This is a genomic window from Halobaculum gomorrense (assembly GCF_900129775.1).
Lineage (GTDB): Archaea > Halobacteriota > Halobacteria > Halobacteriales > Haloferacaceae > Halobaculum > Halobaculum gomorrense.
The window spans coordinates 406,226-431,992 of sequence record NZ_FQWV01000002.1; the positions used below are offsets into that span (position 1 = coordinate 406,226).

Annotated in this window: 26 protein-coding genes, 1 tRNA gene and 1 pseudogene; 10 read left to right on the forward strand and 18 right to left on the reverse strand. The window is 70.5% G+C overall.

The window, feature by feature from the left end; all coding sequences use genetic code 11:
* Positions 1–81: 81 nt before the first annotated feature.
* Genes BUE16_RS05595 through BUE16_RS05605 form a run of 3 tightly spaced genes read right to left on the reverse strand, consistent with a single transcriptional unit; the run spans position 82 to position 2,561 of the window.
* Positions 82–366 (reverse strand): DUF6360 family protein, encoded by a 285-nt coding sequence (locus tag BUE16_RS05595; RefSeq protein ID WP_073307424.1) that lies wholly within the window; start codon positions 364–366, stop codon positions 82–84.
* A 9-nt stretch (positions 367–375) separates the two neighbouring features.
* Positions 376–2,142, reverse strand: a complete 1,767-nt coding sequence (locus BUE16_RS05600; protein ID WP_073307425.1) for a nitrite/sulfite reductase — start codon at positions 2,140–2,142, stop codon at positions 376–378.
* A gap of 47 nt (positions 2,143–2,189) precedes the next feature.
* The gene (locus BUE16_RS05605) at positions 2,190–2,561 is read right to left on the reverse strand and encodes a hypothetical protein (RefSeq protein WP_073307426.1); all 372 of its coding nucleotides are present in this window, start codon (positions 2,559–2,561) and stop codon (positions 2,190–2,192) included.
* A 215-nt stretch (positions 2,562–2,776) separates the two neighbouring features.
* On the opposite strand from BUE16_RS05605, the gene BUE16_RS17330 reads away from it, so the two are divergent.
* Positions 2,777–2,908, forward strand: a complete 132-nt coding sequence (locus tag BUE16_RS17330) for a hypothetical protein (protein WP_268762480.1) — start codon at positions 2,777–2,779, stop codon at positions 2,906–2,908.
* A gap of 116 nt (positions 2,909–3,024) precedes the next feature.
* On the opposite strand, the gene BUE16_RS05610 is transcribed toward BUE16_RS17330, so the two are convergent.
* The 4 genes from BUE16_RS05610 to BUE16_RS16645 form a co-directional block, all read right to left on the reverse strand.
* Complete coding sequence (locus tag BUE16_RS05610) at positions 3,025–3,357, reverse strand: hypothetical protein (RefSeq protein WP_073307427.1); 333 nt, start codon at positions 3,355–3,357, stop codon at positions 3,025–3,027.
* 25 nt (positions 3,358–3,382) lie between these two features.
* Positions 3,383–4,345, reverse strand: a complete 963-nt coding sequence (locus BUE16_RS05615; protein WP_073307428.1) for a S8/S53 family peptidase — start codon at positions 4,343–4,345, stop codon at positions 3,383–3,385.
* A gap of 166 nt (positions 4,346–4,511) precedes the next feature.
* Entirely contained in the window at positions 4,512–4,781 is a 270-nt protein-coding gene (locus BUE16_RS05620) for a hypothetical protein (protein WP_073307429.1), read from the reverse strand.
* Between the two features lie 172 nt (positions 4,782–4,953).
* Positions 4,954–5,102, reverse strand: a tRNA-Met gene (locus tag BUE16_RS16645).
* A gap of 172 nt (positions 5,103–5,274) precedes the next feature.
* On the opposite strand from BUE16_RS16645, the gene BUE16_RS05625 reads away from it, so the two are divergent.
* Positions 5,275–6,384 carry a DUF7115 domain-containing protein gene (locus BUE16_RS05625; RefSeq protein WP_073307430.1) on the forward strand — a complete coding sequence of 370 codons (1,110 nt, stop codon included), beginning with the start codon at positions 5,275–5,277 and terminating at the stop codon, positions 6,382–6,384.
* 42 nt (positions 6,385–6,426) lie between these two features.
* Here the strand turns inward: BUE16_RS05625 and BUE16_RS05630 are convergent, their stop codons facing one another.
* A complete protein-coding gene (locus tag BUE16_RS05630) occupies positions 6,427–6,816 on the reverse strand; it encodes a DUF5830 family protein (protein ID WP_073307431.1) in 390 nt (129 codons plus the stop codon).
* 132 nt (positions 6,817–6,948) lie between these two features.
* On the opposite strand from BUE16_RS05630, the gene BUE16_RS05635 reads away from it, so the two are divergent.
* Positions 6,949–7,632 carry a TVP38/TMEM64 family protein gene (locus BUE16_RS05635; protein WP_073307432.1) on the forward strand — a complete coding sequence of 228 codons (684 nt, stop codon included), beginning with the start codon at positions 6,949–6,951 and terminating at the stop codon, positions 7,630–7,632.
* 25 nt (positions 7,633–7,657) lie between these two features.
* Here the strand turns inward: BUE16_RS05635 and BUE16_RS05640 are convergent, their stop codons facing one another.
* Both BUE16_RS05640 and BUE16_RS05645 read right to left on the reverse strand, forming a co-directional pair.
* Positions 7,658–8,098 carry a GNAT family N-acetyltransferase gene (locus BUE16_RS05640; RefSeq protein ID WP_073307433.1) on the reverse strand — a complete coding sequence of 147 codons (441 nt, stop codon included), beginning with the start codon at positions 8,096–8,098 and terminating at the stop codon, positions 7,658–7,660.
* Positions 8,095–9,648: a DUF92 domain-containing protein gene (locus tag BUE16_RS05645; protein ID WP_073307434.1), complete on the reverse strand. Its 1,554-nt coding sequence runs from the start codon at positions 9,646–9,648 to the stop codon at positions 8,095–8,097. Before BUE16_RS05645 ends, BUE16_RS05640 begins: the two co-directional genes overlap by 4 nt.
* 124 nt (positions 9,649–9,772) lie before the next feature.
* Here BUE16_RS05645 and BUE16_RS05650 point away from each other — a divergent pair, with 124 nt between their 5' ends.
* Entirely contained in the window at positions 9,773–10,381 is a 609-nt protein-coding gene (locus BUE16_RS05650) for an undecaprenyl diphosphate synthase family protein (protein ID WP_073307435.1), read from the forward strand.
* 34 nt (positions 10,382–10,415) lie between these two features.
* Here BUE16_RS05650 and uppS read toward each other — a convergent pair whose 3' ends face one another.
* From uppS to BUE16_RS05665, 3 genes and pseudogenes are all read right to left on the reverse strand, one after another.
* Positions 10,416–11,363, reverse strand: coding sequence for a polyprenyl diphosphate synthase (gene uppS, locus BUE16_RS05655; protein WP_073307436.1), 948 nt, complete (start codon positions 11,361–11,363; stop codon positions 10,416–10,418).
* Positions 11,364–11,489: 126 nt separating this feature from the next.
* Positions 11,490–12,014, reverse strand: a complete 525-nt coding sequence (locus BUE16_RS05660; protein WP_073307437.1) for a hypothetical protein — start codon at positions 12,012–12,014, stop codon at positions 11,490–11,492.
* Positions 12,015–12,201: 187 nt separating this feature from the next.
* Positions 12,202–12,945, reverse strand: a pseudogene (locus BUE16_RS05665) (YqjF family protein); the annotation flags it as partial.
* A gap of 21 nt (positions 12,946–12,966) precedes the next feature.
* On the opposite strand from BUE16_RS05665, the gene BUE16_RS05670 reads away from it, so the two are divergent.
* Positions 12,967–13,860: a DUF4349 domain-containing protein gene (locus tag BUE16_RS05670; RefSeq protein ID WP_073307439.1), complete on the forward strand. Its 894-nt coding sequence runs from the start codon at positions 12,967–12,969 to the stop codon at positions 13,858–13,860.
* A gap of 40 nt (positions 13,861–13,900) precedes the next feature.
* Here the strand turns inward: BUE16_RS05670 and BUE16_RS05675 are convergent, their stop codons facing one another.
* Positions 13,901–14,764, reverse strand: a complete 864-nt coding sequence (locus BUE16_RS05675) for an inositol monophosphatase family protein (protein WP_079991509.1) — start codon at positions 14,762–14,764, stop codon at positions 13,901–13,903.
* A gap of 109 nt (positions 14,765–14,873) precedes the next feature.
* On the opposite strand from BUE16_RS05675, the gene BUE16_RS05680 reads away from it, so the two are divergent.
* The 3 genes from BUE16_RS05680 (at position 14,874) to BUE16_RS05690 (ending at position 17,931) form a co-directional block, all read left to right on the forward strand.
* On the forward strand, positions 14,874–17,048 hold the full coding sequence (locus tag BUE16_RS05680) for a S9 family peptidase (protein WP_073307440.1): 2,175 nt from the start codon (positions 14,874–14,876) through the stop codon (positions 17,046–17,048).
* Between the two features lie 54 nt (positions 17,049–17,102).
* Positions 17,103–17,606, forward strand: coding sequence for a macro domain-containing protein (locus BUE16_RS05685; RefSeq protein WP_073307441.1), 504 nt, complete (start codon positions 17,103–17,105; stop codon positions 17,604–17,606).
* 115 nt (positions 17,607–17,721) lie between these two features.
* On the forward strand, positions 17,722–17,931 hold the full coding sequence (locus tag BUE16_RS05690) for a hypothetical protein (protein ID WP_073307442.1): 210 nt from the start codon (positions 17,722–17,724) through the stop codon (positions 17,929–17,931).
* 198 nt (positions 17,932–18,129) lie between these two features.
* Here the strand turns inward: BUE16_RS05690 and BUE16_RS05695 are convergent, their stop codons facing one another.
* Complete coding sequence (locus tag BUE16_RS05695) at positions 18,130–19,260, reverse strand: succinylglutamate desuccinylase/aspartoacylase family protein (RefSeq protein ID WP_079991510.1); 1,131 nt, start codon at positions 19,258–19,260, stop codon at positions 18,130–18,132.
* A 131-nt stretch (positions 19,261–19,391) separates the two neighbouring features.
* On the opposite strand from BUE16_RS05695, the gene BUE16_RS05700 reads away from it, so the two are divergent.
* Both BUE16_RS05700 and BUE16_RS05705 read left to right on the forward strand, forming a co-directional pair.
* Positions 19,392–20,018, forward strand: coding sequence for a beta-class carbonic anhydrase (locus tag BUE16_RS05700; protein WP_073307443.1), 627 nt, complete (start codon positions 19,392–19,394; stop codon positions 20,016–20,018).
* Positions 20,019–20,106: 88 nt separating this feature from the next.
* Positions 20,107–21,441, forward strand: coding sequence for an oxidoreductase (locus tag BUE16_RS05705; RefSeq protein ID WP_073307444.1), 1,335 nt, complete (start codon positions 20,107–20,109; stop codon positions 21,439–21,441).
* A gap of 22 nt (positions 21,442–21,463) precedes the next feature.
* Here BUE16_RS05705 and BUE16_RS05710 read toward each other — a convergent pair whose 3' ends face one another.
* The 3 genes from BUE16_RS05710 to nthB form a co-directional block, all read right to left on the reverse strand.
* Complete coding sequence (locus BUE16_RS05710; protein WP_073307445.1) at positions 21,464–23,461, reverse strand: DEAD/DEAH box helicase; 1,998 nt, start codon at positions 23,459–23,461, stop codon at positions 21,464–21,466.
* Between the two features lie 72 nt (positions 23,462–23,533).
* Entirely contained in the window at positions 23,534–24,700 is a 1,167-nt protein-coding gene (gene nthA, locus BUE16_RS16025) for a nitrile hydratase subunit alpha (RefSeq protein ID WP_079991511.1), read from the reverse strand.
* 68 nt (positions 24,701–24,768) lie between these two features.
* On the reverse strand, positions 24,769–25,461 hold the full coding sequence (gene nthB, locus BUE16_RS05725; protein ID WP_073307446.1) for a nitrile hydratase subunit beta: 693 nt from the start codon (positions 25,459–25,461) through the stop codon (positions 24,769–24,771).
* Positions 25,462–25,767 lie beyond the last annotated feature (306 nt).

Here is a 25,767-nt window from a genome sequence, read left to right on the forward strand (position 1 = left end):
GGTTCGTCCCCGAGTCTCGGGCGTGAGAACCGTCGAGCCGCGTCGCCGGTCGGGGTCCGCCCCCGCCTCTCGGCTCGGCCGCTACTCGCCTCCCGCGGCCTCGACGCGAGCGGCGTACGTTTCGAGTTCTCCCGCGAGCTCGCGGGCCTCGGCCGCCGAGAGCGTGACGCCCTCGGCGTGGGGTGGGAGCTCCTCCAGTTGCGTGTTGTCGAGTTCGAGTTCGAGCGTCACCTCCTCGGGCTCCTCACGCGGCGCGGTGACGTTCAACACGGCGACGGCCGCCTCCTCGAAGTCGTGGCCGCGGGCGAAGCCGTCGAGCAGGTCGAAGGTGGTGTAGGCGTTGACGCGGATGAGCCGGTCGGGCATGGGCGGCCCTCAGTCGTCCGACGGGATAGGGCTGCCGTCCGCCCGCGCCGGCGCCGGCGAGGCGTCCATGTCGTCGTCCTCGGCGTAGGGGTACCACGTCATCTTCGTGTTGTGCATGTACGGGTCCTCGTAGTCGGTCTCCTCGGGCTCAACCAGCTCCGCCAGCGTCTCCTCGTCGGTGCGCTCGACGAAGTCGCGGAAGCTCTCGTCGCCGTTCTTCCGCTCCTCGAAGTTCGCGAGGAGGTTCTCGATGGCGCCGGGCACCTCGTCGGCGGGGACGCGCTGTTCGACCCACTCGGCGAAGCGCGGCTCGGCCCCGAGGCCGCCGCCGAGGCCGATGTCGAGCGCCTCGACCGGCTCGCCGTCCTTGCGGGTCTTCATCCCGCGCAGGCTGATGTCGGCGATCTGCGGCTGCGCGCAGGAGGCCGTGCAACCCGACAGGTGGATGTGGAAGTCCTCGACGCCGTCGGGCACCTCGACGTTGTCCTTGAGCCAGCGGGCGTACCGCACCTGCCGGTTCTTCGTCTCGACGATGGACAGCGAGCAGAACTCCGTGCCGGTGCAGGCGATGGAGCCGCGCATGAACGGGTGCGGGTCCGGCTCGTAGGTGTCGAGCAGCGGCTCTTCGAGCAGCGCGTCGAGGTTCCCCTCGGGCACGTCGGTGACGATGACGTTCTGCCGCTGAGTGACGCGCACCTCGCCGGAGCCGTACTCGTCGGCGATCCGGGCGAGTTCGCGGGTGTCGTCGGCGCCCATCCGGCCGACGAGGACGTTCAGGCCGACGTAGTAGTTGCCGTCGTTCTGCTCGTGGACGCCGACGTGGTCGTGGTGCCCGTCGTCGTTGCGCCCGGAGTTGTACGTGTAGTCGTCGCGCAGGTCGTCGCCGGCGTGTTGGAGCTCGAAGTCCACGTAGTCCTCTTGGAGGACGCGGCGGATCTTCTCGGTTCCCCACTCGTCGGTGAGGAACTTCATCCGGGCGTTATAGCGGTCCTCGCGGTCGCCGTGGTCGTTGAACAGCGCCGAGATGCCGCCCGCGACCGCATCGGCGTCCTCCGGCGGGACGAACACGTCGATGCTGCGCGCGAGGCGCGGCTCGTTGCGCGAGAGGCCGCCGCCGACGCGGACGTTGAATCCCTTGACGCCGTCCTTCTCGGCAGGCTCGAACGCGAGGTCGTTGATGTCGCCCTGGCCGCAGCCCTCCTCGCAGCCGGTGACGCTCACCTTCCACTTGCGCGGGAGGTTCGCGTGGTCGTCGTTGCCCTTGAACGTCTCGTTGAGATCCATCGCGACGGGCAGCGCGTCGACGAACTCCGCGGAGTCCTTACCCGCGACGGGACAGCCGACGATGTTGCGCCAGGAGTCACCGCACGCCTGCTGGGTGGAGAGACCGTTCGCCTCCAGCTTGTCGAAGATCTCGGGCACGTCCTCCAGCCGGATCCAGTGGAGCTGGATCGACTGGCGGGTCGTCCAGTCGACGTACGCGTCGCCGAACTCGGGGTTCTCGCCCGGGCCGCGGGCGTACTCGTCGGCGATGTCGGCGACGACTTCGACTTGCCCCGGCTCCAGCACGCCGTTGGGCGTCCCGATCCGCATCATGAAGTAGCTCTCCTGGCCGTTCCGCTGGTGGTACAACCCCCACCACTTGAAGCGCTCGAACCAGGCGTCGTGTTCGTCCTCCGGGATCGACTCCCACCCCTCCTCGGCGAACTTCATCAGGTGCTCCCTGATCTCGTTGCCGTACACCTCCGATTTCCAGTTTTCGACGTCCGTGGGCATTCGTGGACGAACACACTCGCCCGACGACCCTAAAGTGCGCTCCCGCGTCAATCCTCCCCGACGCTGCCGGGAACCGGCAACCTTTGCGAGGTCGCCGGTGCGCCGAGGCCGCCGCCCGAAAACCGAACCGCCTCCGCCGCCAGCGACCGGAATTCCCCGTCGACCACGCGACCGACCGGAACCGCCCGGACCGACGCGTCGGTGCCACACCGGATGCACTGCCCGTACACGTCGGCGGTGACGGTCCGACCGTTGACGCCCACGTCGGTGAACCCCTCGACCACGAAGTCGGCGCACGCACAGGCGCACACCGGGGTGCTGCCGCCGGCAACGCGCCACAGTTCGCTGACGCTGACCCGGCGCTCGTCGTTCACGGACACCCACGCGCCGTCGTCGAGCACGCGGAGGGCGACGCTCATACTCGATCGAAGCGGCCGGCGAACATACTCTCGTCGCCGGGCGCAACGGCCGACGGTTCCGGTGACGCCGGTGCGGTCGGGGATCGCCAGCAGTCGTCCGGATCCTCACGATCCGGCCGTCCCGGATAGCGGCAGCAAGATCCTCGACCGGGGAGCGTCGGTCACGTTTGACTGTGCGACGCGGCTTATGATAGTTGGGTGTCTGTACGGTAGTGATGGCAGAACAGACGACCGACGATCGATACGGCGACGAAGAAGTCGACACCTCTCATCTCGACGATCTCGAAGACGGATGCGGCTGCGCAGAGGTGTGGGAACACCTCTCTGAAGACGGGGAGTCGGAGTAGAGGGTCAGCGAGCGACTAGCTATCAGTCCAACACGCACTTGCTCCATCCGAAGAGCGATCGGAAGCAATGAACCAAACGGTCAAGATCTCTGTCCAATGACCCGCATAGTCATACCTCACTGATCCTCAGAGGAGGAGCTGATTGAGGCTGGGGCATCGCACGTGACGCTTACAGAAACACTCGGTCCGGTCAGACTTCCGCCGACCGAGACCGAGTATGAGGACACGTTCTCCCTCTCGCATAACTCGTCCATCCGGTCGCGGATCGTGTCCACCCACTCTGAGAGGAGCGTCATCCGATCACCGGAGAAGCCGATCTCTGCGAATTCCTCCTCTGGCTCCGTCTGCAGTAGCTGATCTGCAAGCAGCAGGTGCGATTGGACCTCTGCTATCGAGTCTGCGTTCTGGATTCCCTGCTCCAATATCTCCAGTTCTTCTTCAGTTAGCACACGAGTTGATTTACATGGCACCAGTTTATTCGTTCTCCTCAGGATCCGATCTCCGATCGATCGTCTGGGAAGCGCCGTTGACGTTCAGTCGGTTCCAGTTCTTTTTATCATGACGAACGGTCATATCGCCGGACGATTCGATGATCGCATACCACTCCATCGGAGACAACTCTTCCGTTACCGAAGAAGCTAGCCGGCCGATAGCTCCGGCAACGATCGGTGCCGCAAAGCTCGTTCCCTCTGCAAACGCAACCCTGTCGTCGTCGATCAGTTCCGGACGGAGCGGCGGAGCCAACACGTTCGGGTTTCCTCGATAGGCCTCAATATTGCCGTCGTACCACTCCTCTGCCCGGTATTTCTCACACGGGTGATCCGAGGTGCATCCTTCAAAACTACAGTACGGTCCTTGGAGGGTCCGTTTCGTCCGATCTGATGCGCTGGTTTCAGCCCAGATCCGTCGATCCGCTTCAGGAGGGAGATCCCTGGTCGGACAGCGGTTGATCACGCCTCCGACTGACAGAGTGAATTCAGATAACGCGGGACACAAAACGTGTTCCACCATCCGTTCGCTTTTATTTCCGGTCGCCGCCACGACGGCGGTCCCACTGGCGGTCGTTGCTTCGAGAGGTCTGTTGAGCACACAGCCCTTACAGAACTTGTGCAACACTCCAGCCGAGATATTTAGTATATCGATACTGTCGTCTATACATTGGCCGAGGACATCTGTCAGCCGGGCGTTGGGTCGGTCTGTCTCCAGTTCTCTGGGTTGTCCCGACGTCGATGGACCGCCTGTCGCGGCCGAGAACCGCTCGTCTTTCGCACTCCTTTGCAGTTCACGAGCGGACTTCAGTCGGTAGAAGTAGAACGTCGCATCTGGAAGCAAATACGAGAGGACGCCGAAAACTCGAGTTCCGTGTGACCACTGTTCCTGTTTGTTTTCCCCCTCTGGGGAGAAGTCACGGGACTGTCCGATACTTAGGTCTTGCAAACCGGGGACTTCCGGTCCTTCAGGTAACTCGTAGAGAGTATCGGCGATCGCAACATTGAGATTGTTTCCAGTTTCCAGATCGCCTGGGAGGTTGATGAACTCTGAATAGGCAGAATTGACAGCTGAGAAAACGAATGCGGGTTGCTTATCCGAGGCGGCGTGTTGGTCAGTTTCCCTCCGAACCTCGCCCGGCCGCGAACCGCAATTCACCCTCGGCGTTCATCGACGTGACGGCGTTGAGTTCGTCCAGGTCAGCAATTCGATCTTCGGAGATCGAGATCTCTAACATATCGAACCGAAGTTTTTCGAGTACACTTCCGCCGAGTTCGTCAACTGCTCCGGCGACTGCCTCAACATCACCGTCCGTGGCGACGGTAAGAACCATCTCGCGTCCTTCCTCCGGAGCACGAATGGCCTCGGCGATACTTCGACTCATCTTGCGAGTGGAGGATTGGGATCGGCCATCTTAACACCAGCGCAGGTTACTATCGTCGATAATTGAGAAATTCCCCGATTTCGGTTCATCCCACGGCTGATCTGATCCTATCTGAACCCCGTGACAGGAGATCGCCGTACCGGGCGTTCCGGTACTGTATCTGTCCAAACACTGCCGGGGGTGGGCTCCGAACCCACGATCTCCGCATGGCCCAGGTACGAGGCTCGGCGGGCCCCGTTGGGGCGGAGGCTTCCAAGGCGTTCCGCACCGAATCTCGAAACCCTATGAGTGCGGCGCTATGTCCAGCTAAGCCACCCCGGCTCACGTTGTCGTCGGGCAGTCGTACTCTTGAAGCTTCCCATCCCGACGCAGTACGATACACCGAGACACACCGGCGGACACATCGCCTGTGGATCACCTCGTTCGGGTCGCAAACCGGCTCGGTTCCGGCGTACCCGCCGGGTTTAAGCCACGGGGCGGGCGAAACGCTGGTATGAGTCTGCCGGAACTGGTCCAGGTGGAGTTGGGCGAGGAGGACCCCGTCGCCCGCGTCCACCTCGGCGGTGACGACGAGTTGTTCGTCACCCCGACCCGCACGCTGATCTACCGCGCCGAGGGGTTCCTCTCCGACGAGTCCGTCGAGGAGTTCCCGCACGACGCCGAGCGCGTCGCCGTCTCGGGGGGACGGAAGGCGACGTTCACGCTGGAGTACGGCCTCGATGGCGACCGCACGTTCAAGATCCCGGGCGGCAAGCTCGACGAGGTCCTCCACCCCGTGCTCGCGGGCGTCCTCTCGGCCGCCGGGATCACAGCGCCCGGCGAGACCGTCGAGCGCACCTTCCGCTTCTCGGAACTCACGCTCGTCGTCACCTCCGCTCGCCTCGTCAAACACGTCGGCGCGGCCGTCTGGGACGACGACTACGAGGAGTTCCACTACGACGACGTGACGGACCTCACGTTCGAGGAGGGGAGCGTCGCGACCACGCTCGTGCTCACCGCCGACGGTCGCCAGGAGCGCTTCAAGACGCCCAGCGACAGCGCACGGGCGATCAAGGAGCGACTCACGAACGCGCTGTTGGCCCACTACGAGGTCGACACGCTCGAAGCGTTCCGCGCGCTCTCTGCCGGGGCCGACGGCGAGGACGGCCCCGAAGAGGGGGTCGACCGCACCGACTTCGGCGGCGGACCGGACCCCCTCTCGGCCGATCCGGCGTCGGTCGACACCGCCGCCGGCACCCGTGAGGACCCGCTCGACGACGACGCACTCGACAACGGGGACGCGGGTGAGGGCGCCGTCGCCACGGGCGGCGTCGCCGGCCCCGACGGCACCGACGCATCGGGCGCGGCGGGCGGAGGGGCGACCGCCGCGACGGAGGTACGCCGCGACGCCGAGGCGGCCGAGCCGGCCGAGTCCGACGCGCGCATGCACGGAGACGAGGAGGACGGCTTCGGCGACAGCGGCTTCGAGCCGGCCGAGCCGACCGACGACCTGGCACAGGAGGTCGCGGCGCTGCGAGAGACCGTGGAACGGCAGGGCGAACGGATCGAGCGGCAAACGCAGATCGTCGAGAAACTGATCGAGGAACTGCGCCGCGGGCGCTGAAGGCGCGCCGCCTCGGCCCGTTCCCGTCTCCCGCTGCTCGCGTCACTCCTCTCGCCCGGTCACCTTCCGGATGCACGAGGAGCCGAAGGGTCCGAGTTCCCCGGCATCGAGCGCGATGAAGTGGCCGGTGGTGATCCCGGCGCCGCACCGGCGACACGAGAACTCGCCCTCCCGGCAGATCACCTGCGAGTCGAACCGAACGAACCCGGAGCCGTGAACGCGAACGACCGCGTCTTCGCGCTCGATGACCCCCCGGCGCTCGGCCTCCTCCAGCACCTCGCGGGTGACCGCCGGACTGGTCGTCACCGTCTCCAGCCGGTCCATGAGGTCGGGCAGCGGTAGCTCCTCGTCCTCGAGGCGGTCGAGCAGTTCGACGCCGAGCGCGACCGTCTCCTCGCGGGTGCGCGTCGGCGCGCCGTCGTCGGGGGCCACGTCGCCCGTCGTTGGATGCGGGCGCTGTTAAGCGTCTCGGGGCGTCCGAGCGCGCGAGGCCCGAACGCCGCGACGGCGCGTCCGACTCCCGCGACCGCGACGCTTATTCGGTCGAGGGTCGCCACTGAGCCCGTGAACCGTCGCGCACTCGCTGGCGGCCTCGTCGCCGCCGCGATAGCGGTCGCCCTCCTGTCCGCCTCCCCGAGCGCCGTGCTCGATCGCCTCTCGTGGGCCGTCGCCACCCCGACCAGGCTGCTCGCCGTGCTCCTCGCGCTCACGCTGGTGCGACCGCTCCTCGCGTGGCCGGTGACGCTGCTGGCCGTCGTCGCCGGGTACGGGTTCGGACTGACGGCGGTCCCCCTGTCGCTGGCCGCGATGGTGCTCACGTCGGTCCCGCCGTACCTGTTCGCTCGCCGCGGACGGGGGTCCGACCCGGCCGCCGTCGGCGGAGATCGGTTGACGGCCGCCGTCGGCGACCTCGTCGACCGGGCCGTTGGTGCTGGCGAACGCGCCGTCTCCGTCGCCGGCGGCACCCGCTCGGTCGCCGCCTCCCGACTCCTCCCGTTCCCGTCGGATGCCGTCTCCCTCGCCGCCGGCCTCGCGGGCGTCCGCGCCGGCCCGTTCGTCCTCGGGAGCGCGGTCGGGGAGCTCCCGTGGGCCGTCGCCGGCACGGTCGCCGGCGCCTCCGCCGGCAGGGTCGCCGAGGCGGGGCTCGCCGGGGCGGTCGACCCGCGACTGATCGCGGCGGCTGCGCTGGCGGGACTGCTCTTGCTCGCGGGACCGGCGTACCGCCACTACCTGTCGACGGCGACCTGACCGGCGGGCGAGTTCCGGCCGGGCGCTACTCCTCCGCCCCCGCGGGCGAGCTCGGGTCGCGAGCCAGCAAGATCGCGTCCGTGCCGTCGTCGTAGAACGACTGCCGCCGGGCGTCCGGACCGGCCAGCCGAAACCCCAGCGACGCGTAGAGACCCCGCGCGGCGTCGTTGTCGGCGGCCACCAGCAGGGTGACGCGACCGTCGGCGCCCGCGAGGAGTCGACGGAGCAGTCGCGTGGCTCGGCCCTCCCGCCGGCGGTCGGGGTGGACGACGAGTTCGGCGACGTGGACGCCGTCGCCGCCGACCGTGAGGAGGTACCCGACCGCGGCACCGTCCTCGGCCTCGGCCACGAGCACGCCGTCGGTTCGCAGACCGTGTGACAGCAGCGGCGGGCTCGGCTCACGGAGTAGTGCCTGGAGACCCCTGAGGGCCGTCTCGTCGTCCGGACGGCCCGTCCGGACGGTCACAACAACGCGGGCAGCGCCCTCGACGCGGACGCCGTCGCGGTGAGGGCCGCCGACGCGAGCGGAGCGACCGCGCTGGCGACCGACGCGAGCGCGTCGGTGATCGCCGAGAGCGCCGCCGCCGAGGGAAGCGCCGCCGCGCCGGTCACGACCGAGAGGGCGACCCCAGCGAATCCGCCCGAGAGGGTCGCGAGCGTGTTCACCGCCTGGTTCCCGAGTCGGTCGCCCTCGACGGTCGCGCCCAACAGGCTGTCGACGGTCATGCCGACGAACCCCGCACCCGTGACCGCGACGGCGACGGGGACCGTGACGAGCGCTCCGCCGCCCGCTCCCGCCGTCGAGCCGGCCGCGGCGCTCGCCGAACCGATGGCCGCGAGGGGCGCGTCGCCGAGCGGCATCAACAGCGCCGCGAGCGCGGCGACGAGTCCGGCGCCGGCGACGCCGACGACCTCCCCCTGCCAGGTGATCGCGCCGTCGGTTCCGGGGTCGACCGGTCGGAGCGTCGTCACCAGCCGGGGGGCGTCGAACAGCCCGCCGAACTCCGAGGAGAGCGTGTCCGCCATCGCCGTCGCGACTGAGCCGGCGAACGCGAACGCCACCAGCGTCGGGACGGGCGTTCCGGGGACGACGGCCCTGGCGGCCGCGAACGCGATCACGGCCACCAGCGCCACGCCGGCGTTCCCGAGTACGTTGCCGGCGCCCCGGGCGCCGTCGTTCCCTTCGGCGACGCCGCGGGCGTCCTTCTCGGTGAAGCGGAACTTCGCGGCGAGCCCCCCGATGCCGAAAAACGAGATGAGCACGACGAACCAGCCGAGGCCGCCAAGCACGACCGTCACGAACGCCAAGAGCACGCCCGTCAGCATCCCCGAGACCGACGCCGTTTCGAGGACGTACGAGACGAGCCCCAGCGCGGTCGAGAGCACGAGCCCGACGACGACGAGCGTCGGCGTGACCGAGACGCCGCCGGCGGTCACGAGCGCAGACGCGATCCACAGGAGCACGCCGACGGACACCATCACGATCGGGTCGTCGCGGGGGAACAGCACCGAGCGGAGGAGCGCGGCGACCAGCGCGGCGACGGCCGCGAGGAACACGTACGTCGGGACCGCCCCGGGCGCGAAGGAGTCGGCGGCGACGGCGACGGCCGCCTGTCCGAGCGTCGCGGCCGCGAACGCTCCCACGGCGAACGCCGTCGTCGTGGCGAACTCGTCGGTCGTGGACTCGCGAACGACCTCGCGGGCGAGGACGCCGTACGCCAGCGAGAGGGCGCTGGCGGCGTAGACGGAAACCGGCATCGGCGCCTGTGGGAGCGCGGTCAACACGCCGAGGGCGGTCGCCGCGAGGGCGAAGCCCGCGAGGCCGTTGAGTCGGCGGTCCTCGTAGTCGCCCGGGCGGGCGAACAGATCGAAGAACCGACCCTCGTCGACGACGAACGCCGCGAGGACAGCGACGGCGGCGAACGGTGCCGCGGCGGCCGGCCCCAGCGCCGGCGCGGCCAGCACCGCCGAGGCGACGACGGCGAACGCGCCCGCGCGCCGGAGTCGGTGTCTCACGGTCGGAAGTATCGCCGACGCACACTTAACGGTCCCGGGACGGCGCCTCGGCCCCCGACGCGGCGCCGGCGCGACCGCGAGAGCGGTAACGCTTTCGGGCCCCCGGTCGGACTCTCGCCCCAGAGTGGGACTCTACGACGCGTACCTCGGCCTGCGCCACCGGCGCAACCCGGCGGACCCGCCCGCCCACGTCGCGCTGGTGATCACCGAGCGCGACCTGCTCGAACAGGGCGCCTACAAGACGCTGGAGTCGTTCCTGGGCTGGGCGTTCGAGTTCGGCGCCAAGCGGGTCACCGTCTCCGTCTCGGTGCTCGACGAGGCCGTCGTCGACACGCTCGCGCGGGAACTCGCGGATGTCGACGCCCCCGAGGCAATCGCGGTGCGCACGCCCGCCGACACCGCGCGCGCGAACGCGCCGATCCGGGTGAACATCGGCCTCGGCGGCAAGCGGGAGTTCGCCGCCGCCGTCCGCGACATTGCCGAGGCCGTCGAGGCCGGCGAGCTTGACCCCGACGAGGTCGCGGAGGCAGACATCGAACAGCGGTTGATCTTCCCCGAGGAGCCGGACCTCGTGATCAAGACCGGCGCGGAGCGGCTCTCGGATTTCCTCATCTGGCAGTCCGTCTACTCGGAGCTGTACTTCACCGACGTGAACTGGCGCGACTTCCGGAAGCGGGACTACCTCCGAGCGGTGCTCGACTACCAGAACCGCCAGCGGCGGTTCGGGAGATGACCGGCCGGCGGCCGCGCTCGCGCCGCCGGCCGGCTCAGTCCGCCGGCTCGCCGGTGCTCGCCCCGCCCGCCTCCAGCGCCTCGTTCAGTTCATCGTCGGTCGCATCGCCCTGGAGCCGCTCGCGCAGGCGACCCGCGACCGCCCGCGCCTCGTCCAACTCGACCTCTGCGAGCGCGCGCACGAGCGCTGTCGCCCGCTTCGTTCGGGTTCGCCGCCAGGACTCCTCGCGCGCCTCGTAGGTGCGGATCGACCGCAGGAAGTCCGGCTTCGAGAACTCCGGCCAGTACGGCGAACAGAAGTACGCCGCCGCCTCGTTGCCGTTGGCGTGCCACGGCAGGAAGTTCGAGGTGCGCTCGTCGCCCCCCGTCCGGATGATGAGGTCCACGTCGCGGACGGGGCGGCGGTACAGCCGGGACTCCACCTCCGCGACGCCAACGTCGTCGGCCGCGAGGTCGCCGGCGGCAACGTCGCGGGCGACCGCGCGCACGGCGCCGAGCAGCTCGTTGCGGCCGCCGTACGCCAGTGCGATGTTGAGCGTGAAGTCGTCGTACCCGGCGGTGCGGGCCTCGGCGTAGTCGACGGCCTCGCGGACTCGGCCCGGAAGCCGCTCCACGTCGCCGAGCGCCCGGATGCACACGCCCTGATCGTGGACACGGTCGGCGTCGGCGAACTCGCGGAGCTTGTCCTCCAGCAGGTCGAACAGCGGCTCCAGTTCATCGTCCGGCCGCTCGAGGTTCTCCGTCGAGAAGGCGTACAGCGTCAGCTCCTCGACGCCGAGATCCGCACACCAGTCGAGCACCCGCTCGGTCGTGTCTGCGCCCGCGCGGTGGCCGTCGGGCGCGTCGTCGCCGCGGCTGCGCGCGTACCGGCGGTTGCCGTCCTGGATGATCGCGACGTGGTCCGGGCCGTCGCCGATCTCACGGCGGAGCACCCGCTCGTAAGCGCTGTCGACTGCCCCGGCGAGTCGCGATCGGAGGGTCACTACCGACGCAGAGGACGCCCCGGAATATGTGTCTTGTGAGAGGAGTAGCACGTTCGTCGGTCGGGCGTCGGACGCCGGTCGCGCGTACGCGACGGCGCGCCGGCGGGTCCCGCTCGTCGTCGCCGCTCACCGGTCCGCGCGCGTTCGGTGGACCGTGTCGGTCTCGCCGTCGATCCAGTACGCCCACGTCTGGGTGAAGTAGTCCGCGTGCATCACCGTCGAGGTCGCGGTGCCGTTCTCGACGGGATCGCCGCCGGTGTTGGAGGAGGCGGTGCAGGTGACGACGGCGCGCCAGGCGTCCCGCTCGCGCGAGACGCCGTCGAGCTCGCACTCGATTGACACCTCGGTCGACTCGTCGTACCAGAGGCTGTTGTACACGTAGCGGTACTCGTGGGTCCGCGCGAACGAGCCGACCGAGGATTCGTTCCACGTCGCGGGCGGGTCCGGCTGCGTCTTCGGCCCGTCGGGCCACTCGACCGGTTCGCCGGGGAGGCCGGCGGCGGCGACGCTCGTCGCAGACGCGTCAGTGTAGGCCTCGGAGGAGGTCGCGGTGGGGCCGTCCGCCCGACCGCCGGGCGCGCCGAGACAGCCGGCGGTCACCAACAGCAGCGCGATGCCACACGCCAGGAGGGGAGGGGTGCGGGGACGCATCGACTCACCGATCCCGAGTGTCCGTGAAGTGTCTTCTGTCGGTGGCTCGCCGTCGCGCCCACGATCACTCCTCGTCGACGGGGATCTCGACCGCACCGTCGTCGGTGGTGGCGGCGCCGGTGCCGATACCGGCGGCGCCGTCGGCGACGGCGTCAGTGCCGGCGCTCGCGGTCGCCCTCGGGTTGAGGCGGCGGATCCGGTCGGCGGTCACCTCAGTTCCGGGTGAGTAGTGGAGGATCGGGTCGCCGACGGGCGGCTCGAACCCGTTCGCCTCGAACAGCGTGTTCGTCCGGATCGCCGCGTCGGCGTCGGCCAGCGGCCACGGCTCGTGGGCGATATCGCCGTAGTAGACCCGGCCGCGGCCCTCGGTGTAGAAGCGGTAGTTCTCGACGAGGAACGCTTCGAGGCTCCCCGGCTCGGGCGAGCGCGTCTCGCCGGCGGGGCCGTACGTCGCGTCGAAGTGGACCTCGGGCGCGCCGCGGTGGGTGCGGTGGCTGGTGAACGTCACGCGGTCGCCGTCGCGGGTCACGTCCATCGCGGCGCGGTAGTACGGCAGTCGAAACAGCGTCCGCGCGACGCCGACCCCGATCGGGTCGGCCGCGTCGAGGGAGAAAAAGTACACCCCCTTGGTGTCGCCGTCGCTGACGTACGTGCGGAGGTTCAGCTCCGGGAACGACAGCCCCACCGGCGCCCCGCGCGGCCGGATATCGGTCATCTCGAACGGGACGACCCCGAGGTAGGCGTCGCCGTCGTGGGTGGCCACCGACAGCGGCTCCGGGAGGCGGGCCTCGACCGTCGCGGGGTCGACGCGCCAGTGGGCGAACAGGGCGTCGCGCCACTGCATCGACAGCAGGCGTCGCTGCATACGATCCGTAGGAGCCGCGGACGGAAGGGTCAAACGGCCCTTTGAGCGTCCCGAACGGTTAGGCACCCCGCCTCGGTACGGACGCCCATGCGACGTGGTCCACTCGTGACGGTGTGTTGTGCCCTCCTCGTCGTCCTCGCCGGCTGCGCCGGCGGCGACGGGGCCGACGGCGCGGGCGGCGGCAGCGACCTCGGCGCGACCGCCCGGCCCGAAGCCGCGGAGGCGACGGCGGCCGCGGGCGGCGCGGCCGACGGGGCGGGCGGCGCGGCGGTGAACGCGCAGGTCGCGAACCGGGCGATCATCTACGAGGCGACGGTCGAGCTGACGGTCGACGACTACGGGGCCGCCCGCGAGAACCTGACCGCGCTCGCCCGCGAGCGCGGCGGGTACGTCGAGCAGTCGACCCAGGAGGTCCGCGGCGAGGGCAACGAGACGTGGACCGTCGGTCGGATCGTGCTCCGGATCCCGTCGGGGAACTACTCCGGTGCTGTCGAGCGGATCCGTTCGACCGGCGAGCTCCGATCGTTCCACGAGTCGACCCAGCGCGTGGGCGACCGGATCGTCGACCTGGAGGCGCGCCTGAAGAGCCTCCGCGCCGAGCGAGAGCGCCTCCGCGAACTGTACGAGCGGGCGAACGACACCGAGGACGTGCTCGCGGTCCAGCGCGAGCTGTCGGACGTGCAAACGGAGATCGAGCGGACGCAGGCGCGGCTCACGAGCCTGCAGCGGCGGGTCGCCTACTCGACGGTGACCGTCGAGCTACGCGAACCGCGACCCGACTACGAGCCGCCCGAGCGGAGCGCGTGGTACGAGACACCCCTGACCGGGGCGTTCCTGCAGTCCGTCGACGGCGTCGTCGTCCTCGGGCGCGGCGCGGTCGTCCTCGCCGCCTACGCGCTGCCGTACCTGCTCGTGCTCGCGGTTCCGGCCGCCGGCGTCGCGCTCGGCTACCGGCGCGCCCGCCGTCGCCGCCGGCGGTGACGCCGTCGGCCCGACTCCCCGTCCGATCGCGCGGCCGGGCTCACTCGTCGAGGGATTCCCGAACCGACGCGGGCAGCGCCTCCACGAGCGCCGCGAGCGTCTCCTCGTCGCCGGCGCCGACGTAGTAGCCGTCGCCGGACGCCGAGACGACGCCGGCCTCGCTCGCGAGCAACTCCCCGGCCTCCTGCTCGAACGGGTCGGGGTACGCGCAGACGATCCCGGCGATGCTTCCGCGGGCGAGCAGCCCCCAGTCGACGCACGGCGACCACGTCTCGAGCACCCGCTTGCAGCGGTCGGCCAGTCCGCGGCGGACGGTCTCGACCTCGCCGCGCAGGGCCTCGTCGCGGACGGCGGGCAGCCCGACCACGAGCGAGACCGTCGAGCGGTCCAGCGGGCGGTCCCGCGGCGCCGCCGTCACCGGCTCGTCGTTCAGTGTCGCGCCCCCGCCGCGGACGGCGACGTAACAGTCGTCGACGAGCGGCTCGTAGATCGCCGCGACGAGCGTCTCGCCGTCGACCTGCACTGCGACGGCGGTCGCGATCGAGGGGTAGTCGATGGCGTAGTTGTTCGTCCCGTCGAGCGGGTCGACGATCCACTCGACGCGTCCGCTGCCCGACCGACCGGACTCCTCGCCGTGGAGGGTGTGGGCCGGGAACACCCCGCGGATCTCCTCGAAGATCAGCTCCTCGGCCGCCTCGTCGGCCTCGGCCTTCACGTCGTCCGTGTGGAACTCCCCGACGGTGCCGCCGTCGCGGAAGCGCTCGGCGAGGTAGTCGCCGGCCGCGCGCACCGCCGCCTCCGCCGTCTCCGCGAGCGCCTCGGGCGTCGGGACCCCGGCGGCGTCCCAGGCGGCGTCGGCGGTCTCGTCGTCCCCGCGCTCGAAGCCGTCGTCACCGTCGGTCATTGCCGGTGGTGAGTCGCTCCGGCGCTTCAACGCCTCGATCCCGCGGACGGATGCGGCCGCGACGACCGGATGACGAAGCTATATCCGCCGTCACCCGGCACCACGTGTCATGACGGAACTACCGCTTTCCGCCTTCTACGACCTGACGCAGGTCGGCGAGGTCGCGGTCTCGCCGGTGGGCGACCGGGTCGCGTTCACCGCCACCGAGTACGACGCCGACGCCGACGAGCCGATCGGCTCGCTGTTCGTCGCGCCGGCCGACGGCGGCCGCGAGCCCCACCGACTCACCCGCGTGTCGGGCGCCTCCGCGCCCGCGTGGTCGCCGGACGGCGACAGGTTGGCGTTTCTCGCCGCCCGGGACGAGGACGCAGAGCGCCGTGTCGGCCGCGACGAGGGTGACCGCGAGGACGGCGACGACGAAGCGAACGCCGAGGACGCCCCCGCGGCCGACGGCGACGGGGACGAGGAGCCCACCCAGCAGGTGTGGGCGTTCGACCTCGCGCTCGGCGGCGACGCGACCCAGGTCACCGACTTCGAGGAGGGCGCCAGGGAGTTCGACTGGGGCCCCGACGGGCAGCGCCTCGTCGTCGCCGCGCGCGACCCGACCGAGGCCGAGCAGGCCTACCTCGACGGCCGGAAGGAGGGCGAACCGGTCGAGACCGAGCGTCTACAGCACAAGCTCGACGGCGTCGGCTACACCGACACCGTCCGGACGTACCTCCACGTCGTCGACGCGGACACCGGCGAAGCCGAGCGCCTCGACGACGCCAACGGCGGCGGCGCCTATCAGGACCTCTCGGGAATGGAGCCCGCCTGGGGCGCGAGCGATCGGATCGCGTTCACCTCCTGTCGCGAGGACGACCCCGACGACACGCTCGTGCGCGACGTGTTCACCGTCGCGCCCGACGGCACGGGCCTGCGGAAGCTGACGGACTCGGACCTGTCCGCGAGCGCGCCCGCGTGGTCGCCCGACGGCGAGCGCCTCGCGTTCCTCGGCGGCGACCCCGAGAACTGGTGCATCCCGACGCAGGTGTACCTCTACGAGGACGGCGAGTACGCGTCGCTGACCGCCGACCTGGATCGAACGGTCGCCCGCGGCGGCGCGCCCGTCTGGGCCGACGAGGCGACCCTGTACTGCCTGTTCGCCGACGAGGCAAGGACTCGGCTGATGCGCGTCGCCGCCGGCGGCGACGCGGTCGAGACGGCCGCGGCAGCCGACGGGGACGGCGACGGTGCGAACGCCACCGAGCGCGTCTTCGAGGCGCAGGGGACGGACCGCGCGATGGCCGGGTTCGACCTCTCGGCGGACGGTGAGCGCGCCGGGTTCGTGTTCTCGCACCCGAGCGACGGGCGGGACGTGTACAGCGTCGATACGACTGACCTCGACGCCGACGAGGCGGTCGAGGCGGCGTCGCTGACGCGGCTCTCCGAGGTCAACACCGACCTCACCGAGGAGTACGCGATGCCCGAGTCGAAGCGCATCGAGTGGGAGAGCGACGGCGAGACGATCTCGGGGATCGTGTACCACGACCCCGGCGTGGACCTGTTCGACGGCGACCACCCGCTCGTCGTCGCCATCCACGGCGGCCCGATCAGCTACGACGAGCCCGTGTTCAGCTTCGACCACGCGGCCCTCACCAGTCGCGGCTACGTCGTCCTCCGGCCGAACTACCGCGGCGGCTCCTCGTACGGCCGCGAGTTCGCCGAGGCGCTGCGCGGCCAGTGGGGAACCCACGAGGTGACCGACATCGCCAGCGGCGTCGCGGACGTGGTCGAGCGCGGCTGGGTCGACGACGAGCGCGTGTTCGGCTACGGCTTCTCCTACGGCGGCATCGCACAGGGGTTCCTCGTCACCCAGAAGCCGGACCTCTTCACCGCCGCCGCGCCCGAGCACGGCATCTACGACCTCCGATCGGCGTACGGCACCGACGACTCCCACATCTGGATGGAGAACGAGTACGGCCTCCCGTGGGAGAACCCCGAGGTGATCGACGCCTCGTCGTCGATCACGGACATCGGCGGCGTGGAGACCCCGCTGCTTGTCACCGCCGGCGCCGAGGACTGGCGCTGCCCCCCCAGCCAGAGCGAACAGCTGTACGTCGCCGCGAAGAAGCAGGGCGTCGAGGCGCGCTTGGTCCTCTACGAAGACGAGCACCACAACATCGGCACGCCCGACCGGGCGATCCACCGGCTGGAGGAGCTGACCGCGTGGTACGCCCGCCACGACCCCGCAGTCGACGACCCCGCAGTCGACGACCCGCACGGGCGTGAGGACGCGGAGTAGTCGCGGTCCCGCAGTCGGACAACTCCTTTCCCCGTCGACGCGGATCGAACGCACATGGAGTTCGAGGTGATCCGCGGCGACATCGCCGACCAGTCCGCCGACGCGCTGGTGAGCGCCGCCGGCACGAGCCTTCGCATGGGTAGCGGCGTCGCCGGCGCGCTCCGCCGCACGGGGGGCGAGGAGCTGAACCGGGCCGCGATGGCGAAGGGACCAGTCGACCTGGGCGCCATCGCGGTCACGGACGCGTTCGCGCTCGACGCCGACCACGTGATCCACGCCGCCGCCATGCCCCACTACGGCGACGGTAAGGCGACCGCGGAGAGCATCCGCGACGCCACGCGAAACGCGCTCGCGGCCGCCGACGAGCGCGGCTGCGCGTCGCTGGTGATCCCGGCGCTCGGCTGCGGCGTCGCCGGGTTCGATCTCCGCGACGGGGCCGAGGTCATCGGCGAGGAGATCCGCGCGTTCGAGCCCGAGTCGCTCCGAGACGTGCGGTTCATCGCCTACTCTGAGTCCGAGTACGAGGCGGTCTGCGAGACGGTCGACGCCGACGGCTGAGGCCGTCGCCCTCGGGTCGCGTCGCCGCGGCGAGGGCTCCCCCCGGTGTCGACCCCACCGCGCCGGTCGCGACCGCCCCCGGTACCGATTTGTTCGCGGCGACCATCCCGTCGGCGTGAACGTTCCACGCGACGCGTCCGAGCCGTGTCCGACGTGCGGGACCGAGTACGACTCCGTCTCGCTGCACGACGCGGGTCTCATGGTGAACCTCCTCGACAACGAGCGCTACCGTCGGGTCTGCTTCGACCCGGTCGCGGGCGACGACGGCGAGCCGCTGGTGGCGTTCTATCACCACACCCACGAGCAGGTCGACGCCGGCGGGTGACAATCGCGGCGCGAGCGGCTCGCTCGCGCCCCGTTCCCCGTTCGCATCGAGGCACTCACTGCGTTCGTGCCTCGCCCCGCTCAGGCCCACGGCCGCTCCTTCGGAACCCCCTGAACGGACTCGCTCGCATTCGCTCGCTCAGGCCCAGGGACGTTCCTCCTCCGAGCGCCCGTGAGGGACGCGGCGCACGGGGCGCCGCTATGCCCACGGCCGCTCGGAGAACTCCCCGCTGTCGACCTCCCGCTGGATCTCCGCGGCGGTCCCCTCGTCCACGCTCACGAGGTGACACAGGGGGTGCCCCGGCGCGGCCACGGGGTTCTGAAGCGCTCCCACGACCACTCCCGTGAACGGCGCGCGAACGGTCCGCTCGCGCGTCTTGAAGTGGTCTGTGATCGTGCAGATCGAGTCGCCCTCGCGCACCAGCGGCGCGTCGTACTCCATCTCGACGAGGCCGCCGGTGTCGGCGCGGAGCCACGTCTTGTCCCGCGCGGCGTCGACGACGCGTCGCCAGCCGGGGTAGATCACCGGCTTTCCGGGCAACACGTCGTGCTCCGCGAGGACACTCTCGACGCCGTCCAACCCCCGCTCGATCAGCTCGGGCTGGAAGCGATGAGCGCGTCCCATCTCGATCGTGATCGTCGGTATCCCCGCGTTCGTGGCGACGCTCCGGAGGCTCCCGCCGTCGGCCTCCCCCGAGAGCACCACGTTGCTGCCGAACGCCCACGCCAGCCGCGCCACTGCGGGGTTCGTCATGTCCGCGCGGACGTGGTACATCGTCGTTCGCCCGCGCGTCGAGGTGTGAAAGTCGAGGGCCAGATCGCACTGCCGGACGAACGTCTCGTAGATGGCGTTGGCCATGCGCTCGGCCGTGTTCGAGCGCGGCTTCCCCGGGAACGACCGATTGAGGTCCTGATCGTAGATCGGGAGGTAGCGCTGCTGGGCGAGGTAGCCGGGGACGTTGCACACGTGGATGCACACGAGCGTGCCGTGGATCTCCGCGGGATCGTAGCCGGCGGCGACCTCCTGAAGCACCTTCACGCCGTTGAGTTCGTCGCCGTGGATCGCCGCCGTCAGGAGGACGGTCGGCCCGTCGTGCTCGCCGTTGATCACGGTGACGGGAACCTCCACGGGGTCGCCGAGATACGTCTCGCCCACCTCGTGGCGGAAGTGGCGAACCTCTCCGGGGTCGACCTCCACCTCGTACCGGAACGGCTCTGGTTCGCCTCTCACACTCCTCTCGACTCCGCTTCCGCTATCGCTTCCGCTGTCGTTCCCGGCATCGATCACGCGTCCGTTCACGCCCGTGTCGTCGCCATCGGGGCCGTTCATACCGCGACGGTGGGACGGGCGACAGGATGAACTTCCCGGAGGAATCGGCAAGCATTGTGACGTGATCGGATCGTCGGAGGGACTCTCGGTGGGCGAAACCGACCCTTCGGTCCGGTCCCTGTTTCTGATCGATGTCCGACACCAGCGACCACGACCACAAGTACAGCCACATTCACGAGCGCGTCGACGAGTCGATCGACGCCCGGGACGACTGGGCGCGACGGCGACGCAAGGGGATCCCCACCGACGAGAACCTCCTCGTCGTCGCCTGCATGGACGAGCGCATCCCCGTCGAAGACGCGCTTGGCCTCGAACTGGGCGACGCCCAGATCTACCGAAACGCCGGTGGGAAGGTAACCGACGACGTGATCCGATCGGCCGCGCTGACGACCAACTTTTTCGAGACCGACGAGATCGTCGTCGTGAACCACACCGACTGCGGCATGATGTCCGCGAGCGACGACGACGTCGCCGCGGGCCTCAAAGTACAGGCCGAAGCTGCGGGCGTCGACCTCGACGAGGTCGATCTGGACCCCGCGCTCCCGGCTCTCGACATCGGCGATGCGAGCGTCGAGGAGTGGGTCCGGATGACCGACGATATCGACGAGACCTGCGCCGCGCAGGTCGAGTTCCTGGAGAACCACGAGTTGATCCCCGACGACGTGACCGTCTCGGGCTACGTGTACGAGGTCGAGTCCGGCGAGCTCCGCCGCCCGGGCGAGCGCGTCGCCGAGGAGATCAGCGAGCGGCGCGTCTGAGGCGACGGCGCCGCCCGCGCGACGGGGACCGCGATCGTCGTCCGCGCCGGCGACGGTCCCCCTGACGGGATCTCCCGGCCGAGCGTTCATGCCCCCGGAGCGCCAGCGTTCGTCCGTGCCGGTGCTCACCGACTCGCTGGAGATTGGAGGTGTCACGCTCCCGAACCGGCTCTACCGCGCGCCGCTGCTCGAACACGCGGGCAACGGACCCGACGCGGTCGACACACTGATCGACGAACTGGAGCCGGCGGCCGTCGCTGGGGCGGGCCTCGTCTGTCAGGGCGCCACCATCGTCCGCGCGGAGGGCGGCTGTGCCGCCCCGGGGATGACGCGCGTGCACGACCCGGAGTTCGTCGCCCAGCTCGCTCGCCTCACGGGTGCGATCCACGACCACGGCGGCCGGATCGCGATCCAGCTGGAGCACGGCGGGCTCCGATCGATGGAGACCTGGCACCGCGGCTTCCGCGAGCGGAACCCGGACCTCGAACAGCTCGCCGTCTCCCGGTCGCCCCGCCCGCTCCGTCTCCTCGACCGCCTCGGCTTTCTGGAGTACGACCCGCACGTCCTCACGACCGCCGAGTGTCGGGAACTGGCCGCCGACTTCGGCCGCTCGGCGGCCGCCGCCGTCGACGCCGGCTACGACTTAGTCCACCTCGCGGGCGCCAACATGGGCATCCTCCACCAGTTCGCCTCGCCCTTTTATAACCGTCGCGACGACGAGTTCGGCGATCACGCCCGCTTCTTCGAGGCCGTGCTCGCGGAGATCCGCGACCGCGCCGGCGACGTGCCGGTGCTGACGAAGGTGCCCGCCGAGACCGAGGCGCCGCCGGGGGTCGCCCCGACGCTGTCGGCCGCCGAGTGCGTGCGTCTGTGCCAGCGCCTTGACGCGATGGGGTACGACGCGCTCGTCCCCGTGAACGGCTCGGCGTTCTGGGACATGAGCGTGATCCGTGGCGCGTTCCCCGGGCGGTCGTGGCGCGACGAGCGCTTCCGAGAGGGGTACGTCGACGCGTTCGGGTCGCGCCCGCGGGCGACGCTCGTCGCCGCCGCGAACTGGGTCGAGTCGTTCGTGTACTCGCGCGAGCCGGCGTGGAACGCCGGCCTCTGCCGACGGGTCCGCGACCGCATCGACGCGCCCGTGCTCTGTGTTGGCGGAATCCGCGACCGGTCGACCGTCGATCGCCTGCTCGGTGATGCCGCCGACGCCGTGGGGATGGCCCGTCCGTTCTACGCCGAGCCCGAACTCCCGGCCCGATTGCTGCGTGAGGACGCGGCGGCGGACGGCGTCGCGGCAGTCTGCGAGGACTGCAACAACTGCGTCGTCCCGCAGGCGACCGGCGAGCCGGGTGTCTGCCGGACGCCGGCCGTACTGGAGCGGGCGGGCGAACTCCGGAAGGACGGCGCCTACGACCGGGACCCGTAGCGGCGGTTGCGGGCGGCGCCGATCAGAGCTTCGCTCGCGCCGACGAGAGCGTCGGCATCGACACCCCGACCACGTCGGCGAGCGCCTCGGCCGCGCCGAGCAGCCACTCCGCGCGCTCGATGCGCGACTCCAGGTCGCCGGGGCCGATGCGGTACGCCGCCACCAGCTCTTCGACGCTCGCGCCGTCGACCCACTCCGAGAGGATGCGGGCGGTCTTCACCGACTCCAGCCAGCCCTCGAAGTCCTCGGCGTCTGTCATCCCCGTCGTCAGCTCCGCCGAGTGCGCGCGCGCGAACTGGTAGATTTCGGCCCGCTCGGCGTTGCCGAGGTAGGTGTCGACCATGTCCGGGGTGTCGCAGATCACCTCGAAGGCGGTGAGTTCGGTCACGTCCGCGTCGTTCATTCCCGCGACCGCCTCCAGTCGCTCGACGATGCGGACGCCGGTCTCGGGGGTGACGTACTGTCGGGACACCTGCGCGCCGAGGTCGGTCGCCTCGATGCCGCTGCCGGTGTCTCCGGTGCCCCCGTTGCCGCCGGCGCTCCCCTTCGCCTTTCCTTCCCCCGCCTCCAGCATCCCGTCGTCGATGAGGCTCGCGATCGCGTCGCCGACGGCGCCGCCGAGGTCGGGGTTCGCCGTTCTGGAGGCGTAGAAGGTGCCCGAGAGCGCGTCGAGCACCGCCGCCTGCGACCCGGCGAACCCCGTCGCCACGAGCGCGAGGGTGTGCGTCCGGAGCGCCGCACGGTCCCTGAGCTTCGACTCGACCCGCTCGGGATCGGCGGTGACGTACCGGTTCCACAGCGCCTCGCGGCCGTCCTCGTCGTCGGCGACCAGCACGGCCTCGCCGTACGGGTCGAGGTGGGGACGGCCGGCGCGGCCGCACATCTGGTGGACCTCCAGCACCGGGAGCCACTCGGTCCCCTCGCCGGTGTAGCGCTGCTGGTCCCGCACGACCACCCGTCGGGCAGGGACGTTGACGCCGGCGGCGAGGGTGGGCGTCGCGCAGATGACCGCCAGCCGGCGCTCTCGGAACGCTCGCTCGACGAGCGCGCGCTGGTCCGAGGAGAGACCGGCGTGGTGGAACGCGACGCCCCGATCGGCCGCCTCGGCGAGTCGCGACCCCGTCTCGGTGCCGCCGGCTTCGCGCAGTTCCTCGGCGACGGATGCGGCGTCCGACGTGCTGTCGGCGGTATCGACTGCGTCCGCGAGGCGCTCGTCGCGCAGCCGCTCGGCCAGTGCCTCGGCCTCTCGGCGCGAGGAGACGAACGCGAGCGCCTGCCCGCCGTCCTCGACGGCACCGCGGACGAGCGCGGCCGTCACCTCGGTGTCGGCGTCGGTCGACGGGTCGTCGGCGTCGACCGGCACCGACAGGGTCGTGCCGTCGTCGAACTCGACGGCGTCGGCCGCGTGGACGCCGACCCGGAGGTCGACCGGCCGCCACGTCGACTCCACCAGCTCGGCGTCGAGCCAGTCGGCGATGTCCTCGGGGTTGTCGACGGTCGCCGACAGCGCGACGATCTGCACCGCCGGCGTGCGACGACGGAGAGTCGCGAGCGTCACCTCCAGCGTCGGCCCGCGGCCGGCCGCCCCGAGCAGGTGGACCTCGTCGACGACGACGCACGCGAGGTCGTCGACCCACCCGGCGCCGTTGCGGATGGCCGAGTCGACCTTCTCGCTGGTGGCGACGACGATATCGTTGCCCGCAAGCTCGCTCGCGGCGGAGTCGTAATCCCCCGTCGAGATGCCGGCGTCGACACCGGGGAGGCGATCGAACTCCTCGAACTTCTCGCGGGCGAGCGCGCGCAGCGGGCAGACGTACAGGCCCGGCCCGTCGGCCGTCAGCAGGGCCAGCTCGGCGACGAACGTCTTGCCCGAGGCGGTCGGCACCGCGGCGACGACGTTGTCGCCGTCGCAGACGCCGGCCTCGACTGCCGCGGCCTGCGGGGGGTACAGCTCCTCGATCCCCTCCCGCTCGAAGTGCTCGACGTGCTCGGGAGCCAGCGGGAGGTCGGCGACGCGCATTCGATGCCGATGCTGGGTCCCTCTCGGGTATAAACCTCCGTCTCGGAGCGACGGCTGCCGGCCGTCGTCTCCTCAGTGACTCCCGGTGTGACCGTGGCCGTGGGTGCGGCTGTGGTCGTCGCCGTCGGCGTGATGGTGGTGCGCGCCGTCGGCGTGCCCCTCCGGGAGCCGGTCGGCGTGGGCGTGGGGGTCGCCCTCGACGAACTCGTGGGCGTTGCGCTGGCCGTCGGCGAACGCCCCCGCGCGGGCGGTGAACGCGTCGGCGTCGACGAGGTCGCGGTCGACGAGGAACCGTTCGAGGGCCGCGAGCCACGCGCCGTAGTAGTCGGCGTCGCTGCCGTCCTCGGCGCCCGGATCGGCGTCGAGTTCCGCGACGAGTCGGGCTCGAAAGTCGTCCCACGCGCGACCCGGTTCGTCCTCGTCGGTGAGGGCGACCGCGAGCGCGAACGACCGCGCCATCCACGGCTCCGCGAACGTCGGTTCCTCGGCGCTGCCGGCCCTCGGGACCGGCTTCGCCGCCGTGTCCGGGGGCGCGGCCGTGCCTGCGGTTGCGGCGCCCTCCTCCGCCCGCGCGCCGCCGTCGGCGGCGATTGCGCCGCCGCCGCCGAGGCGCTCGACGCCGATCATCGCGTTGCGGGAGACCAGTTCCGCGAGTTCGGTCTTGTCCATGTCCTCGGTTCCCTTAGGCTGCTCCGGAAGCACCATGTAGCGCACCTCGGAGTTGGAGTCCCACACCTCCACGTCGATCGAGTCGTCCAGGTCGGTGTCGAACTCCTCGCGCAGCAGCGCGCGCGGTTCGTCCACGACGCGCGAGCGGTACGCGGGGGACTTGTACCACGTCGGCGGCAGGCCCAGCACGGCCCACGGGTAACACGAGCAGAGCGTGCAGACGACGACGTTGTGGGTGTCCTCGGAGTTCTCGATCACTCGAAGCTCCATCACCTCGTCGTTCACGGAGATGTCGAGGTCGGCGACGGCCTCGATGCCGTCATCCAGCAGCCACTCGCGGTACTCGGGGTCGGTCCACGCCCGCGCGACGACCCGGGCGCCGTTCATCGGGCCCACGTCGCCCTCGTAGGTCGCGATCACCTCGTCGACGGCGTCGGTGCTCAGGATTCCCTGTTCGGTCAACAGCGACTGGAGCGCGCGTGCCCTCGCCTGTGGAGCGATCTCGTCGCGAAGCTCCGGATCCGGGTGAGACGGCGGGTCGGCGTCCGTCGCGTCGTGGTTGTCTGCCATGAGATGTGGTGACGCGTGTGGAGGCTTAGGCGTTCGCCTGCGGCTGCGGGCGTGTCGTCGCCGGCGGGCTATCCGTCCGCGGGGTCGACCAGATACGGCTCCCACAGCTCGGTGTGCAGGCCGTTGGCGTCGGTGCAGTCCTCGCCCCACAGCTCCTCAGCGTCAAAGCGGACGTTGTATAGCTGTTCGGCGCGCTCGTCGTCACCCTCCTTCCGGGCGTTCTCATCGGGGTAGACGTGCGCGCCGCGGTCGGCGACGATCTCGCCCTCGGCGCCGCGGACGTAGCGCGGGCAGCGCGTGTGTCCCACGGGGTGGCGCTTCGCCACGCGTACGCGATCGCCGACGGCGAACGCCGGGTCGCCGTCGCCGCGGCGGCTCAGGTACTTCTCGCGCACGCCCTCCAGTAGCGTGGGAAGGCGGTCGGGGTCCTCCATATCCGGCACCTCGGCTTCCCCCGCCGCGAACGCCTCGGCGCGCTCGCGGAGTTCCGCGGCGTCGACGACGCCCGCCTCGACGAACAGCGTCTCGAGGGCGCCCAGCCAGCGCTCGTAGTAGGGGACCGTCAGGTACCGCTCGTGGTCGTCGCCCTCCAGCGTGTACCGGAACCGGTCGAGCTCGAAGCTGTCGGAGCCCAGGCCGGCGATGTACAGCGACTGAACGACGCCCTCCCACTCGTGGTGAAAGGGGCTGGCGTCGTCGGGTTGATCCGGCGGGAGGTCGCGAAAAGAGTCCATCCCGCCGAGGTCGTGGATCCCATCCATACGCGGCCGTCGTAGAGGAAGTTGGTAAAGTCTTGGTGAGTGGTGACATGGCTGTAGTCCGCGGCGATCGGCCCGAGTGGAACAGTACCGCCGACGCGACGAAGACCATCTTGACCGCGAAAGCCCCCGCGGCTCTGCACTCCCGCGACTCGCTGCGGTCCTCGCTCTGCTGCGGTGCTTGCTTCGCCGGGGTTCGCGCAGAGCCGCGGCCCCTTTCAGTCCCACCCGAAGTCGGGACAGGAGTCGTTGCTGGCCGGCCGGATGGATATCGTCGACCCCGGACCCCCGCGAGAACCCGCGGCGGGG